Genomic DNA, 14599 nt, shown 5'->3' with positions numbered 1-14599 from the left:
TCAGGGTGTTCAGGCCGGCGGGGGCCCTGAGGCCGGCCCCCCGGGCGGCCGCCCCCGCCGGGGCAGCGGCCCGGTCTCCCGCGGCAGCCGCCCCGCCTCGGCCAGCGCCTTCCGCAACAGGAACTCGATCTGGGCGTTGGCCGACCGCAGCTCGTCCCCGGCCCACCGCGCTAGCGCCTCGTACACCGCCGGGTCCAGCCGCAGCAGCACCTGCTTGCGCTGCTGCTGCGGCCGGCGCTGCGGTCCCTGGCCTTCAGGAGGGACCGTCACTGGTAGAGGGACCCGGTGTTGAGGACCGGCTGCGCGGCCCGGTCGCCGCACAGCACCACCATCAGGTTGGAGACCATCGCCGCCTTCCGTTCGGAGTCCAGCTCCACGATGTCGCGCTCGGTGATCCGGGCGATCGCCGCCTCCACCATGCCCACCGCGCCGTCCACGATCTGCCGCCGCGCCGCGACCACCGCTCCGGCCTGCTGCCGCTGGAGCATCGCCGAGGCGATCTCGGGGGCGTAGGCGAGGTGCGTGAAGCGGGACTCGATGATCTGCACCCCGGCCGCCTCCACCCGCGCGTGCAGCTCGACCGCGAGCTTCTCGGTGATCTCCTCGGCGTTGCCGCGCAGCGAGAGGCCGTCCTCCTCGTGGGCGTCGTAGGGGTACTCGATGGCGATGTGCCGCACGGCCGCCTCGGTCTGGGTGGAGACGAACTCGATGTAGTCGTCCACCTCGAAGGTGGCCTGGGCGGTGTCCTCGACGCGCCACACCACGACCGCGGCGAGTTCGATGGGGTTGCCGTAGGCGTCGTTGACCTTCAGGACGGCGGTCTCGTGGTTGCGGACGCGCGTCGAGATCTTCGTGCGGGAGGTGAAGGGGTTCACCCAGCGCAGTCCGTCCTGCCGGATCGTGCCGCGGTAGCGGCCGAAGAGCTGGACGACCCGGGCCTCGCCCGGCGCCACCATGTTCAGCCCGCACATGGCGAGGAACGCCGCGAGCGCGACCAGGATGCCGCCGATGATCAGCCCGGCCTTCGCGCCGCCCGCCTCCACCGAGGGGGCGAGCGCGATCAGTCCCGCGCCGGCCAGGAGTCCGAGGAGGCCGAGCAGCAGGGCCAGGCCGCCGCCGATGCTGTGCGCGGTGAACTCCCGCACGCGTGGCGCCGGCATCTCGGGCACATCGGCCGTGACCTGCGTGTCGTGTGTGGACATGGGTGGTCCCCCGTTCTTCCGTCGAAGCCACTCCTGCATAGCTTCTGTCTAGCTAAGTGATATCACTTTACCGCGTCCTGGCAACCCTCCGCGTGTCTCGTACGTCGGTTCCGTTGGGATGGGTGCTGATTGTCACGTCCGCAAAGGGCCGGATCGGCAGCCCTATCTCTTATCTCCCGGTGTTAGCTTTCTGAGCTGACCTGAGCGGCGAACCTGTGTGACGCATGAGCACACATGAACGAAGCGGAGCGGATCGGACCCATGGGGCGAGCGGAAGAGAGACGCGCCAGACAGCGCGGTGGGCGCCGGGCGGCACCCAAGAGCCGCCGTTCATCGGCCACGGCCGGGAAGAGCGGCATACGCAGGCTCTTCACCTGGAAGAAGATCCTCGGCACCTTCCTCGGCCTGTGCCTGCTCGGCATGGGCGCCTTCGTCGTGCTGTACATGGTGATCGACATCCCGAAGGGGAACGCCGACGCCAGGTTGCAGAGCAACGTCTACAAGTACAGTGACGGCTCGCTGCTGGCTCGCGCGGGTGACCGCAACCGCGAGATCGTGGGCCTGGCCGAGGTGCCCAAGCCCGTCCAGAAGACCTTCGTCGCCGCCGAGAACAAGACCTTCTACAAGGACGCCGGTGTCGACCTGAAGGGCACGGCCCGCGGTCTCCTCAACACCGTCGCCGGCAAGGGCGCGCAGGGCGGCTCCACGATCACTCAGCAGTACGTCAAGAACTACTACCTGACGCAGGAACAGACCGTCTCGCGCAAGCTGAAGGAACTGGTCATCTCGCTCAAGCTGGACCGGGAGAAGTCGAAGGACTACATCCTCGCCGGCTACATCAACACCAGCTACTACGGCCGTGGCGCCTACGGCATCCAAGCCGCCGCGCAGGCTTACTACCGCGTGGACGCCAAGGACCTGACGGTCGAGCAGGGGGCCTACCTCGCCGCGCTCCTCCAGGCGCCGAACCAGTACGACTGGGCGATAGCCTCCGACACCGGTAAGAAGCTGGTGAAAGCCCGCTGGAACTACGTCCTGGACAACATGGTCCAGCAAGGCTGGCTCGGCAAGTCCGAGCGGGAGGCCATGACGTTCCCGACCCCCGAGAAGCCGAAGGCCGACCCGAGTCTGGGGGGTCAGACCGGCTACCTGGTGAAGGCCGCCAACGCCGTCCTGGAGAAGCAGCTGGTCGCCCAGGGCACCGCCGAGGATGCGAAGCAGGCGGAAGCGCTGGTGGACCGGGGCGGCTGGACCGTTACGCTCAACATCGACAAGAAGAAGCAGGCGGCGCTGGAGAAGTCCGTCAAACAGCAGCTGACCAGCAGGCTCGACCCCGACAAGCGCAAGGTCGACGGGGACGTCCAGGCCGGTGCCGCGTCCGTGAACCCGAAGACGGGCGCCGTGGTCGCGATGTACGGCGGAGTGGACTACTTCAAGCACTACATGAACAACGCCACCCGCACCGACTACCAGCCGGCCTCCACCTTCAAGCCGGTCATCCTGGCCGCGGCACTGGAGGAGCAGGCGAAGACGCAGGACGGCAAGCCGATCACCGCGAGCACCGTCTACGACGGCACGAGCAATCGCCCGGTCGTGGAGGACGGCCGCAAGGTCGGCTTCGCCCCCGAGAACGAGGACGACAAGAACTACGGTCCCATCTCCGTCCAGACGGCGATGAACAAGTCCGTCAACTCCGTCTTCGCGCAGATGGGCGTCGACGTCGGCATGTCCGACGTGGTGGACGTCGCCGGCAAGCTCGGGATGGACACCAAGGACATGGAGGCCGTGCCCGCCCAGACGCTGGGCAGCATGGGCGCGAGCCCTCTGCAGATGGCCGGGGTCTACGCGACCCTCGACAACCACGGCAAAAAGGTCACCCCGGCCCTCGTGAAGTCGGCCGAGCACCTGAACCGGACGGTCACCCTGCCCGACCCGATCGGCGACCAGGTCATCAGCCGGGAGGCCGCCGACTCCGTCACCTCCGTGCTGACCGGCGTGGTCGACGACGGCACCGCCCAGAAGTCCGTGGCCAACAACCCCGGGCGCGACGGCCAGCAGGTGGCGGGCAAGACGGGTACCTCCGACAACAACAAGTCGGCCTGGTTCACCGGCTACACGCCGAACCTGGTCACCTCGGTGGGCCTGTTCGGTGAGGACGCCAAGACCCACGCCCAGGTCCCGATGTACAAGGCGGGCGGCGAGCCCCGCGTCAACGGTGGTGGCTTCCCGGCGGAGATCTGGGCGGCGTACACCTTCGGTGTGATGGGCGACGTCACCAAGTTCGACCTGGAGACCCAGCAGGGCGCGGCCGTCCAGCCCACGTGGACGCCGACGCCCTCGCAGACGCCGACAAAGGAGCCGACGCAGGAGCCGACGACCGAGGAGCCGTCGTCGTCCCCGCCGCCGACGTCCGAGAAGCCTTCGTCGTCCCCGCCGCCGAGTCCGTCGACGACACCGCCCACCTTCACCCCGCCCACGGCCCCGCAGACGACCCCGCCGGGCGACGGCCGGGATCCGCTCGACCCGGTCAAGCCGGGCGAGGACGAGTAGCAGACGCCGAAGGGCGCCCGGTGACCACCGGGCGCCCTTCTGGTCCGCGAGCGGAACCGCCTGCTGACTACGAGGTCGAGATGGTCCTCGTGCTGAGGGTGGACCAGATGATCCCGCCGGTGGGCGTCCCCGACCAGTCGCCGATGACGGCGCCGAGCGCAATGGCGCGGTTCTCCTCCAGGTCCAGGTTCACGTGCCGGGTGGTGCCCACTCCGTCTCGGTTCCAGTAGTAGTACTGGGTGCCTCTCTCGATGATGCCGATCGCCGAATGCCCGTCCTTTCGCAGGTCCTTGATGTAAAGGTGGTCTCCGTTCGCCACGAACTCTGCCCTGGCGTCGAGACCGACGCTGCTGACCGTCGCGTCCTCGGCGAAGGCAGACGTGGACGTGGCGGCGGCGACGACCGCGGCGGCGACGCCGACAACGGCTATACGGGCGAGTGACCTCACGTGATGATCCCCCTTGTTTATGTTGGGTGTTGAGACAGTAACAGAAGTGATCATGGAATCGAATATTCCATTTCTCGCCGGTGGGTCGAGGGTTGTTTTTCCCGCCTCTCGAATGTTTAGGTGAAAGGCATGATGAGAGTGCGGGGTGCGGGCTGGGCTGCCTTGGTCGCAGCATCAACGGTGCTGGTCACCGCCTGTGGAGGCAGCGGTGATCCTGGCAAGGCCGACAGCACCCGGAAATCGGCGCCGGTGGCCGGGAGCGCGAATCCGGTGCCTGGGAGGGCGGATCTGATGGCCTTTATGAAAGAGACGGCCGATTCCGGGAAGGGTTTCTCCCTCAAGGATGCGACGAATCTCGGTCGGTACATTTACCCGGGCGCGGCCGAGGGGTACGTCGTGTGTTTCGAGAAAGAGGTTCCCGACCTGGAGGCAGTGGACCTCTATGCCGTTCCGGACAAGGAGAACTGCCCAGCTCGACTGGGTGGCAAAGCCCCTGCTCCCCGTGTTCCTGATCTGGGTGGGAAGCAGGTGGAGGAATCCCTTGTCGAGGTGTTGGTGACGGGATACAACCCGAAACGCGTCAAGGTGGTCGAGGCCGACGATCCCGGCCGGGTGATCGATCCCGAGCCGGCCGCGAAGTGGCGGGTGTGTGGGCAGAAACCGCGGGCGGGAACGGTTTTCGACGCGTCCGATGAGCTGCGTTTGCAGGCGGCGAAGAAATGCCCGTGACCGGGGGCGCTGATCCACTCCCCGAGAACTGCCTTCCGGAGGCCGGCCTGGCGCCCGGGAGGCGGTTGTCGTGATCTGCCGTCAGTCGCAGAGCGTGGCCGACCGGACCCGGTCGATGATCGCCTTGCCGTTGGAGTCCCACATGAGCGCCGTGACCTCGGAACACATCACGTGCAGGCCGTTGCTGCTCTCGTACTTCAGGGGACCCGCGTACTGACTGAAGGTGCCTTCGTCGACCTTGCAGGTCGCCCCCGTCAGGTTGGGGCAGAGCTTCAGCTTCATCTTCTTCGCGCTGCTCGTGTTGTTGTCGAACACGACACAGACTCCGTGCTTGCCCACAGTGGACTTGACGTAGGAGAAGAGGGTTCCGTAGCGCCTGGAGTCGGGAAGCCGCTCCGCGAACTCCAGCTCGTAGCCGCTGCCGCAGAGGGTCGCCGACGCGCTGACGGCGGCGGGGGCCGCCGCGGCGATGGCGCGCGTCTGCGCGTCCTGGGCGCCGGCGGCCGAGAGCTGGACGCCGGTGCCGGCGACTTCCTGCCCCGTGACGGCAGCGTCCTGGGCGATTGCCTGCGGGGCGACCAACGCGGAGGCGACGAGCGTGGTGCCGAGGGCCAGGGTGCGCATGAGGTTACGCATGGTTAGCGCTTCCTTTCGGAAAAGGTGGTCGGCGTCGAGCGTCAGGTCCTACGGATGGTGCGGGTGGCGGGTCGCGCGGCATCCGCGCGAGCGAGCCGCGGAGAGCGGTAACGCGCTGCTGTGAAAAGACGGCCGGCGCACAAACCGGCCCATACCTGTCGAGCGCGGCGATCACCATAGGCACGGAACGGCGGGGCGTGACAGCGGGGATGTGCGATCTGGCTGAAAGGTGACCCCCCGAGATCGTCCGTCGGCAGGGCTGCCTGTGTGTCCACGGCGGGGATGATCTGCGTATGCGTCGTGAACGTCGCAGGGAGGGTTCGGCCGGGCAGGAGAACAGCTGGCTCAAAAGCACCGGCCGAGCTGTCCGGGCGTCCAGTTTTGGACGCCTTTTCCGGCCTGGAATGTCCCTCCCCCCTGCCATTCCGCTTCACAGCCTCTTCGCTGGTGCGGGGTGGGCGAGGCGGCGCAACGACCGTTCCGGAACCGTGTGCGGGGTGGGTCGGAATCACGCCACGGCACCGACTGCCTCAGGAGTTAAGCCCTTGCTCCTCCGGCTCACGCTGTGCCTATGGTGATCACTGAATCCGGCGCACTGACCATGCCGCCGGAACGGGGGAGGTTCCTGATGTCGCCGTGCCGTCTGTCATGCGCACATCTTCTTTGCAGTCGTGCCGCCATGCCACGCCTCTGAGCTGTCTCGCCTCCCGGTGAGGCCGCCCCTCGTCAGCCCCTCCCGGCCCCGTGCCGGATGGGGGTGCCGTCACGCCCGGTCCGCGGACACGACCTTTGTGAAGGAGAGCCACGCCCATGGCCGATGCGATGGTGCTCAAAGCCCAGCAGTTCATCAACAGCACCTATGACAAGGGTGCGAAGCTGGGCATATCGCGGCTCGTCGAGGACGGCGAGACCGGATGGACCGTCATGTTCGCCCTCACCCGGGCGCTCCAGTACGAGCTGGGCATCACCGGCCTGTCGGACAATTTCGGCCCCGGCACGCTCTCCACGCTCCAGTCGAAGTACCCGCGCATCGGTGCGTCGGGTGTCCCGGCGAACATCGTCCGGATCGTCCAGGCCGGCCTGTACTGCAAGGGGTACGACGGCGGCGGCGAGATCGACGGCAAGTACAACGACCGTGTCCGCGACGCGGTGATCAAGCTCAAGAAGGACATGGGCGTCGACTTCGCCTACCCCGGCGGTGATGTGGTCCCGAAGGTGTTCAAGGGCCTTTTGAACATGGACCCGTACACCACCGTCAACAACGGCTCCGCCCAGATCCGCGCCGTGCAGCAGTGGATGAACGGCGAATTCGTCCACCGCCGGGACTTCTACATCATCTCCTGCGACGGCCATCACTCCCGTACCGTCGCCCAGGCGATGCTCTACGCGGTCCAGTACACCATCGGCATGGCCGACGGCGTCGCCAACGGGGTGTTCGGCCCGGGCACCCAGGCGGGTCTGAAGGAACACACCCTGTCGGTCGGATCCTCCGGTACCTGGGTGCAGTTGTTCACCGCCGGCATGCTGCTCAACCAGCGCTCCGTCTCCTTCGGCGGCACCTTCACCGCCGCCCATGCCGAAGCGGTCCGCTCCTTCCAGTCGTTCGTCAAGCTGCCGGTGACGGGGAAGGGCGACTTCTCCACCTGGGCCTCCCTCCTCGTCTCCTACGGTGACCAGAACCGCAAGGGCGCGGCCTGCGACGGCGTCACCAAGATCACGCCGGATCGCGCCAAGGCCCTCAAAGCCGAAGGCATCACCTACGTCGGGCGCTATCTGACCAACCCGATCCCCGGCGGCGGAAAGGTCCCCGAGAAGGAGATCCAGCCCGGCGAGCTCCAGACGATCGCCGAGCAGGGACTGCGCTGTTTCCCGATCTACCAGACCTTCGGGCGAGGCGCGGACGACTTCAGCTACCCCCTGGGCCGCGCCGCGGGCCAGGCCGCGATCAACGCGGCACTCGACCACGGCTTCAAGGCGGGCACGAGGATCTTCTTCGCCGTCGACTTCGACGCCTACGACTACGAGGTCACCGACAACGTCCTGCCCCACTTCAAGGGCATCCAGGACGCCATGCGCGACGACGGCAACCGCTACGGCGTCGGCGTCTACGGTCCCCGCAACGTGTGCACGCGCGTGTCGGACGCGGGCCACGCCTCGGCCTCGTTCGTCTCCGACATGTCCTCCGGATTCTCGGGGAACTTCGGCTACCCGCTCCCCGAGAACTGGGCCTACGACCAGATCGTCACCAAGACCGTCGGCTCCGGCAGCGGATCGATCAACATCGACGTGAACATCGCGTCCGGCCGTGACACCGGTCAGGGATCCTTCAACAAGCCCAGGGGCGTCCTCGCCGACACCAGCCTGGACTCCGGTCTCGTGCAGGCCATGATGACGGACGTCGGCAAGTACATGGAGTCGATCGGCTTCCCCAACGACGGCGGCGTGCGCAAGTGGCAGCACTGGAAGTGCTTCACGACGACCGTGGTCGACTACGACTCCGACATCACCTTGTACGCCTACCGCTACAAGATGCGAAAGGCCCTCATCCAGACCTCCGCCTACTGGGAGATGCGACACGTCGACGCGGTCGACGAGAGCGCGGACCTGGCCGTCATCACGGCCTATGAGACCACCGGAAACTTCAAGGACACCTCCACCGGCATCTGCCAGATCTTCGGCATCACGGCGACACGGGCATGGAACCACGCCGTCAGCAAGGGCTACGTCACCGGCAGCGTCAAGGACACCAACGACGACGCCCTCTACAGCATGTGGCGCAAGTGCCGGGACGACGACCAGTTCGCCCTGTCGATCGTGCCGCTGATCCACCTCTGGAACGCCGACGGGGCACCGGGCAGCGGGAACGACGAGACCACGCTGCGCCCCATGCGCCTGGACTACACGGAGAACGAGGTCTACGAGGTCCTGCGGCGGTACCAGGGCACGAACGACGAGGCGAAGGCACACGCGAAGAAGCGTCTGGCGCTGTATCAGGTCATGGAGAAGTACAACGCCATCGCCCGTAACCCGTGACAGGCTGCGCGCATGTCGGGAGACGAACCATACGCAGGACACAACCCCGTCGTCGTGCTCCTGCTGGCACTGGCCGGACTGATCGCCACCCCGGGGCTCGCGATCTACGCGGTCGTGACGCTGATCCGGGCCGGCCGGAGACGGACCCGGGCAAAGCTGCTCAAGGGAGCGGCGATCCTCGCCTGGGTGGCGACGGTCGGCATGTACACCTGGGGTGTTCTGCACCTGCTGTTGCTGGACGAACACGCACAGGCCGCGGCCTGCACGAAGGTGCTGGGAGGCCCTGGCAAAAGGTCCGAGGTCGTCGTCGACCGCTATGAGACCTCGTTCGTCCCCCTGCGCTTCGGGTGCCACGTCAAGGGCGGGAAGACCTACGAAGCCGCCATTCCGGGCTACCTGAACCCCGTGGCGGGGGTGTCGGCAGTGGGCGCTGTCGCTCTCACCGCATGCGCTGCGCGTTCCCGCACCCACCACAAGGAGAGAACTGCGTGACTGTGAACATCTCGCGTCGTACGGCCCTGCGCCGTGCCGTCTTCCTGGCCGCCGGCACTGCCGTCGCCGCGGGGACGCTGACGTCTCCCGTCCACGCGGCAACGACGCAACCCGAACCGGACAAGATCCGGGAAGCGATACGGAAGGCGCGGGAACGCAACAAGCGAGTCCTCAGCGGCACCCCGTCGACGAACGGGTGGGAGATGGAGAAAGTCGCGGACGACCACGGGCACGTCTACACCAGACCCGTCCCCGGCACTCCCGTCGACGGCGTCCAGATCCGCATGGGCGACGTCGAGACCGTCCTCGTCCATGTGATCCGCCGCTTCCACTACGAGGTCGACGGACTGCGCCGGGGCGACGTCACCGGCTGGCGTCACCCATCGACCGTCCGCAAGGGTCTGGCCGAGTCGAACCAGGCCTCCGGCACGGCGGTCCAGATCCGGCCGGGTCACTACCCCTCCGGTGTGCAGGGCGGTCTCTTCCCGCAGCAGACGGTGGTGATCCGGGACATCCTCGCCGAGTGCGACGGCGTGGTCCGGTGGGGCGGGGACGACAAGCACCCGGACGAGGCGCTGTTCTACCTCGACGTCCAGCCCGATGACGGCAGGCTGGCGGCGACCGCGGCGAAGATCCAGGGCTGGGAGTGGGTTCCCGGCAAGGGGGCCGGATCGGGCGCCGACCCGCTCCAGCCGTTGCGGAAGCGGTCCGCCGAACGCCTCGCCCGACAGCAGTCCTGAACCGGACGGCAGCCCGCGGGAAGTGACGGGCTTTCGACGACGGGCCGGTCCCCGCGGTGCGGGGACCGGCCCTTTGCCGTATGCGCGCTCAGCCCCGGTTCAGCTCGAACCAGACCACCTTGCCCGTGCTGAGCCGGGTCGCGCCCCAGCGCCGGGCCATCCGGTTCACCAGGTACAGCCCCCGGCCGCCCTCGTCGGTGGCCCGGGCCTGGCGCAGCCGCGGCAGTTGGGGCACGTCGTCGCCGACCTCGCAGCGCAGCACGTCCGTGCGCAGCAGCCGCAGCGTCACCGGCCGCGAGGCGTACCGCACCGCGTTGGTGACGACCTCGCTCACCAGCAGCTCCACGGAGTCGCTGAGCTCCTCCAGGCCCCAGCGCTGCAACGCGCGCCGGGCCAGCCGGCGGGCCCGGCCCGGGGCGGCGTCCTCCGGCTCCAGGAACCAGTACGCCACATCGCTGGGCGCGATCCCGTCGAAACGGGCGGCGAGCAGCGCGATGTCGTCGTCCCGGTCGCCCGGGCCGAGCATGTCGAGCACCTCGTCGCACAGCGCTTCCAGGGGCGGCGGGTGGTCAGGACCGGTGAGCTGCGCGACCGCGGCGAGTTTCTCCCGCAGCTGCTCGATGCCCGTCCACACGTCGCGCAGGCGCGACTCGACCAGGCCGTCGGTGTAGAGCAGCAGGGTCGCCCCGGCGGGCGCGTCCAGCTCCACCGCCTCGAAGTCCACGCCGCCGACGCCGATCGGGGCACCGGCCGGCACGCGCAGCACCTCGGCACGGCCGCCCAGGTGGAGCAGGACGGGCGGCGGGTGACCGGCGTTGGCGATGGTGATGCGGTGCGATACCGGGTCGTACACGGCGTAGAGGCAGGTCGCCATGCGGTCCACGCCGAGGCGCTGGGCCTGTTCGTCGAGGTGGTGCAGGACCTCCTGCGGCGGCAGGTCCAGGCCGGCGAGGGTCTGGGCCGTGGTGCGCAGCTGCCCCATGATGGCGGCCGAGGTCATGGAGTGGCCCATGACGTCGCCGACGACCAGGGCGACCCGGCTGCCGGGCAGCGGGATCGCGTCGTACCAGTCGCCGCCGACCCGGGCCGTCTCCGCGGCCGGCAGGTAGCGGGAGGCCAGCCGCACGCCCGTCGGGCGGGGCAGCGTCTCGGGCAGCATGGTGCGCTGCAACTCGTCCGCGATGTAGGCCTCGCGGCCGTACAGCACCGCCTTGTCGATGCCGAGCGCGCTGTGCGTGGCGAGCTGGGCGGCCACCAGCAGGTCGTCCGGCTCGAACGCCATGCGCTCGGGCCGGCGCAGGAACAGCGCCGCACCGATGACCCGGCGCCGGCCGCGCAGCGGGGCGAGGATCGCCCGCTGCCCGTCCGGCACGGCGAACTCGCCGCCCTCACCGAGCAGTTCCGGCAGGGCGGCCCGGGCCGCCGGAGCGTCCGTGAACACCGGGCGCACGCCCCGCAGGACCTCGGCGAGCGCGCTGCCGGGCCGCACCTCGCACAGCTCGGCACCGACCGTGTCCAGCTCGTTCGGCTCGGGCTGCGCGGCCGGCAGGAAGCCGTTCTCCGTGTCGCGCTCCGCCGGTATCCGGTCGGTGCGGCGCAGCCGCAGCACCAGCGGGCCGGTGGGCCGCTCGTCGCCGACGGGCAGCGGGTCGCGCAGGTAGACCAGGATCGCGTCGGAGAAGGTGGGCACGGTCGCCCGGCACAGCCCCATCACGATCTCGTCCAGGTCGATGCCACGGGCGATCCGCCGGGTGGCGGCCCCCACGAACCTGAGCCGGTCGCCGTCCCGCCGCATAGGCGTGGGCCGGCCCGGGGGCAGGCTCTGGCCGCTGCGCCGCTCCTGCCCGTCGGTGTTCACCGCCGGCCGGTCCTGTTCGTCGGCCGGCTGGACCGGGATGCCCTCGGGGGCGGGGCGCGGCCGAGGCGTCTCGCGCTCGGCGGTCTGCTCGGCACCCGGCTGGGAGTGCTCGGAGGCGGGGTCGCTCACAGTGTCCTTGCCCTTGCCGAACGGCGTGGAGGTGCCCGGCTCCGACGTGCCCGGCGTGCTGTGTGCCGTCGTGACCGGAACGCTGACGTCACCGCCGGGGCGGCCCTGTACCGGTAAGGTGCCCGCACCGGGCGCACGCGCCGGTGTCGGGGTATGCACGAACGCCCCGCGGGGATCCGCGGGGTCGACGCCCGTCTGGGGGCGTTCGAACGAGGTCGGCTGCTCCGTCACGCGTGTCGAATCCATCCGTCCGGGGCTGCGCGCCGCGCGCGCAGTTGGTCCCGCCGAAACTCCGATACCCGGAATACGTGCCCCAGGAACGGAATTCCCGCGTGGTCAGAGGTTGTTCCTGTGCCACCGGCGGACCGTCTGCGGCCCGCAGAGGCCGTCTGACGGCCCCTGGGGCCCGTGGCGCAGGCCCTTCCGGTGTTGCCCTCGTACCCCTCGCTCACGTCCTGCCGCCCCTCGGTGACGATCGGTCAAGCCCAGCGCGTGCTCCGGTAGTTGCCGCCGCGCGCCCTTGCGGAGGACGATCCTACGTTTCTTGCCCGGGGGCGCATCAAGGGTCTCATGAGGACACATGCGCGGGCGTACGATCCCAGTCCTCCGGCAGTGACGGTACAGCCCAGGAGGCATCCGGGCGCCATTGCTGCCAGCCTTCCGAGAACGGCGGGCCCCAGGCGCGGATCACCTCCACCGCCCTCTCTCCCGCCGCCTGTACCTTTTCCGCCTGTTGGTCGTCCATCAGCCCGTCCCGCCGGGCCTGGGCGAACTCGTCCTCGTCCCGCCAGTGCCAACTCCGGTCGGGATGGACGGAGATGTCCAGGAAATGGTCGACGGAGTCGACGCCGCCCGCCCAACGGATGAGCGGCTCCTCCAGGTTCACGTACCAGTTCTTGAACTGCCAGCCCGGTTCCCAGAACAGCCACACCGACCAGGGTTCGCCGGGCCGGGCGAGCTTCAGCACACCCGTGCCGAACCACCGGTCGCGCTGCACGGTCCGCGGCTTGGTGTAGCGCGACTCCAGCGGTTCCAGGTGCACGGGAGTGCCGTCTGCGAGCACGGGCTTCACACACTCGGTGCCGGGCGCCAGCCACACGGCGAGCAGGTCGGCGTCGTCCCGGACGACGGTGACGGGACGCGCGATGTGCACCTGCGTGCCGCCGTTCTCCCGGTACCGCCACAGGATCCGGCTCCCGGGCGCCCAGAAGCCTGCCGCACCACCCGTTTCCACGCGTCTCATCGCTCCACCGTCTGCCATGAACAGATATTAGGTGCCGTAGGCATACGACGCTGCGGCGCGTGTCACGGTTCACGCGCCGGGCACACGAACGCGTCCCCCCGTCACGGGTGTGTCATCCGCAGGACATCGAGTGCCTCGTCGAGCTGCTCCGCGGTCAGGTCCCCGCGCTCCACGTAGCCGCCGTCCAGCACGACCTGCCGGATCGTCTTCCGTTCGGCCAGGGCCTTCTTGGCGACCTTGGCGGCCTCCTCGTAGCCGATGTACTTGTTGAGCGGCGTGACGACGGAGGGGGAGGACTCGGCGTACTCCCGCACCCGCTCGCGGTTCGCCGTGATGCCGTCCACGGTGCGGTCGGCCAGCAGCCGCGTGACGTTGGCGAGCAGCCGGACCGACTCCAGCACGTTCTTGCCGATGACCGGCAGCATCACGTTCAGCTCGAAGTTCCCGGCGGCGCCGGCGGTCGCGACGGTGGCGTCGTTGCCGACGACCTGCGCGGCGACCATCAGCACGGCCTCGGGAATGACCGGATTCACCTTGCCCGGCATGATCGAGGACCCGGGCTGGAGGTCGGGCAGGGCGATCTCGGCGAGGCCGGTGCGCGGCCCGGAGGACATCCAGCGCAGGTCGTTGGCGATCTTCGTCAGTCCGACCGCGATGGTCCGCAGCTGCCCGCTGGTCTCGACGATGCCGTCCCGGGCGCCCTGCGCCTCGAAGTGGTTCCGGGCCTCGGTGAGGGGCAGCCCGGTGGTGCGGGCGACCTCCTCGATGACGGCGGCGGAGAAGCCGGGCGGGGTGTTGATGCCGGTGCCGACGGCCGTGCCGCCGAGGGGCAGTTCGGCGAGCCGGGGCAGGGAGGCCTGAAGCCGCTCGACGCCGTACCGCACCTGGGCCGCGTACCCGCCGAACTCCTGGCCCAGCGTCACGGGCGTGGCGTCCATCAGGTGCGTACGCCCCGACTTCACGACGTCGGCGAACTCCTCCGCCTTGCGCTCCAGGGAGGCGGCGAGGTGCTCCAGGGCGGGGACCAGGTCGCGCGTCACGGCGGCGGTGGCGGCGATGTGGATCGAGGAGGGGAAGACGTCGTTGGACGACTGGGAGGCGTTGACGTGGTCGTTCGGATGCACGGCGCTGCCCAGCCGCTCGCTCGCGAGGGTGGCGATGACCTCGTTGGTGTTCATGTTCGACGAGGTCCCGGACCCGGTCTGGAACACGTCGACCGGGAAGTGCTCGTCCCACTTCCCTTCGGCGACCTCCCCGGCCGCCTCCTGGATGGCCCCGGCGATGTCCTTGTCCAGGACCCCCAGCTCGGCGTTGACCTTGGCCGCGGCCCCCTTGATCCGGGCCAGCGCCTCGATGTGCGCGCGTTCGATGCGCTGCCCGGAGACGGGGAAGTTCTCCACGGCCCGCTGGGTCTGGGCACGCCACTTCGCGTGCGCGGGCACCCGCACCTCGCCCATGGAGTCGTGCTCGGTGCGGTACTCGGTCCTGTCCTGCTCGTCGGTCATCGACGATCACCTCCACGTGTCACAGCGTCAGCGC

General features: G+C 69.1%; 12 protein-coding genes. 5 read left to right on the top strand and 7 right to left on the bottom strand.

The window, feature by feature from the left end; all coding sequences use genetic code 11:
- Window positions 1-9: 9 nt before the first annotated feature.
- Both OO68_RS25195 and OO68_RS25190 read right to left on the bottom strand, forming a co-directional pair.
- Window positions 10-270 carry a type II toxin-antitoxin system antitoxin gene (locus OO68_RS25195; RefSeq protein ID WP_033311199.1) on the bottom strand — a complete coding sequence of 87 codons (261 nt, stop codon included), beginning with the start codon at window positions 268-270 and terminating at the stop codon, window positions 10-12.
- Window positions 267-1202 (bottom strand): SPFH domain-containing protein, encoded by a 936-nt coding sequence (locus OO68_RS25190; protein ID WP_033311197.1) that lies wholly within the window; start codon window positions 1200-1202, stop codon window positions 267-269. The genes OO68_RS25195 and OO68_RS25190 overlap by 4 nt, the downstream gene beginning before the upstream one ends.
- A 261-nt stretch (window positions 1203-1463) precedes the next feature.
- On the opposite strand from OO68_RS25190, the gene OO68_RS25185 reads away from it, so the two are divergent.
- Window positions 1464-3752: a transglycosylase domain-containing protein gene (locus OO68_RS25185; protein WP_033311602.1), complete on the top strand. Its 2289-nt coding sequence runs from the start codon at window positions 1464-1466 to the stop codon at window positions 3750-3752.
- 67 nt (window positions 3753-3819) lie between these two features.
- Here the strand turns inward: OO68_RS25185 and OO68_RS25180 are convergent, their stop codons facing one another.
- Window positions 3820-4200, bottom strand: a complete 381-nt coding sequence (locus OO68_RS25180) for a hypothetical protein (RefSeq protein ID WP_033311195.1) — start codon at window positions 4198-4200, stop codon at window positions 3820-3822.
- 120 nt (window positions 4201-4320) lie between these two features.
- On the opposite strand from OO68_RS25180, the gene OO68_RS25175 reads away from it, so the two are divergent.
- Entirely contained in the window at window positions 4321-4929 is a 609-nt protein-coding gene (locus tag OO68_RS25175) for a hypothetical protein (RefSeq protein WP_157852750.1), read from the top strand.
- A gap of 81 nt (window positions 4930-5010) precedes the next feature.
- Here OO68_RS25175 and OO68_RS25170 read toward each other — a convergent pair whose 3' ends face one another.
- Window positions 5011-5565 carry a hypothetical protein gene (locus tag OO68_RS25170; RefSeq protein ID WP_033311191.1) on the bottom strand — a complete coding sequence of 185 codons (555 nt, stop codon included), beginning with the start codon at window positions 5563-5565 and terminating at the stop codon, window positions 5011-5013.
- 810 nt (window positions 5566-6375) lie between these two features.
- Here OO68_RS25170 and OO68_RS25165 point away from each other — a divergent pair.
- Genes OO68_RS25165 through OO68_RS25155 form a run of 3 tightly spaced genes read left to right on the top strand, consistent with a single transcriptional unit; the run spans window position 6376 to window position 9830 of the window.
- Window positions 6376-8598, top strand: coding sequence for a glycoside hydrolase domain-containing protein (locus tag OO68_RS25165; RefSeq protein WP_033311190.1), 2223 nt, complete (start codon window positions 6376-6378; stop codon window positions 8596-8598).
- Window positions 8599-8610: 12 nt separating this feature from the next.
- Complete coding sequence (locus tag OO68_RS25160; protein ID WP_033311189.1) at window positions 8611-9090, top strand: hypothetical protein; 480 nt, start codon at window positions 8611-8613, stop codon at window positions 9088-9090.
- Window positions 9087-9830, top strand: coding sequence for a hypothetical protein (locus tag OO68_RS25155; protein WP_033311187.1), 744 nt, complete (start codon window positions 9087-9089; stop codon window positions 9828-9830). Before OO68_RS25160 ends, OO68_RS25155 begins: the two co-directional genes overlap by 4 nt.
- Before the next feature lie 88 nt (window positions 9831-9918).
- On the opposite strand, the gene OO68_RS25150 is transcribed toward OO68_RS25155, so the two are convergent.
- The 3 genes from OO68_RS25150 to OO68_RS25140 form a co-directional block, all read right to left on the bottom strand.
- Window positions 9919-12063 carry a SpoIIE family protein phosphatase gene (locus tag OO68_RS25150; protein WP_033311186.1) on the bottom strand — a complete coding sequence of 715 codons (2145 nt, stop codon included), beginning with the start codon at window positions 12061-12063 and terminating at the stop codon, window positions 9919-9921.
- Between the two features lie 322 nt (window positions 12064-12385).
- Complete coding sequence (fomD, locus tag OO68_RS25145; protein WP_078625440.1) at window positions 12386-13078, bottom strand: cytidylyl-2-hydroxypropylphosphonate hydrolase; 693 nt, start codon at window positions 13076-13078, stop codon at window positions 12386-12388.
- 83 nt (window positions 13079-13161) lie between these two features.
- Complete coding sequence (locus OO68_RS25140) at window positions 13162-14565, bottom strand: class II fumarate hydratase (RefSeq protein WP_033311184.1); 1404 nt, start codon at window positions 14563-14565, stop codon at window positions 13162-13164.
- Window positions 14566-14599: the final 34 nt, after the last annotated feature.

Source organism: Streptomyces iakyrus (genome assembly GCF_000717055.1).
Lineage (GTDB): Bacteria > Actinomycetota > Actinomycetes > Streptomycetales > Streptomycetaceae > Streptomyces > Streptomyces iakyrus.
This window is presented reverse-complemented; position numbering and strand designations above follow the sequence as displayed.

Coding starts and splice junctions, on each gene's coding strand:
- OO68_RS25140 (WP_033311184.1), bottom strand. CDS start 14,565: ATGACCGACGAGCAGGACAGGACCGAGTACCGCACCGAGCACGACTCC.
- OO68_RS25185 (WP_033311602.1), top strand. CDS start 1,464: ATGGGGCGAGCGGAAGAGAGACGCGCCAGACAGCGCGGTGGGCGCCGG.
- OO68_RS25150 (WP_033311186.1), bottom strand. CDS start 12,063: ATGGATTCGACACGCGTGACGGAGCAGCCGACCTCGTTCGAACGCCCC.
- OO68_RS25160 (WP_033311189.1), top strand. CDS start 8,611: ATGTCGGGAGACGAACCATACGCAGGACACAACCCCGTCGTCGTGCTC.
- OO68_RS25170 (WP_033311191.1), bottom strand. CDS start 5,565: ATGCGTAACCTCATGCGCACCCTGGCCCTCGGCACCACGCTCGTCGCC.
- fomD (WP_078625440.1), bottom strand. CDS start 13,078: ATGGCAGACGGTGGAGCGATGAGACGCGTGGAAACGGGTGGTGCGGCA.
- OO68_RS25165 (WP_033311190.1), top strand. CDS start 6,376: ATGGCCGATGCGATGGTGCTCAAAGCCCAGCAGTTCATCAACAGCACC.
- OO68_RS25190 (WP_033311197.1), bottom strand. CDS start 1,202: ATGTCCACACACGACACGCAGGTCACGGCCGATGTGCCCGAGATGCCG.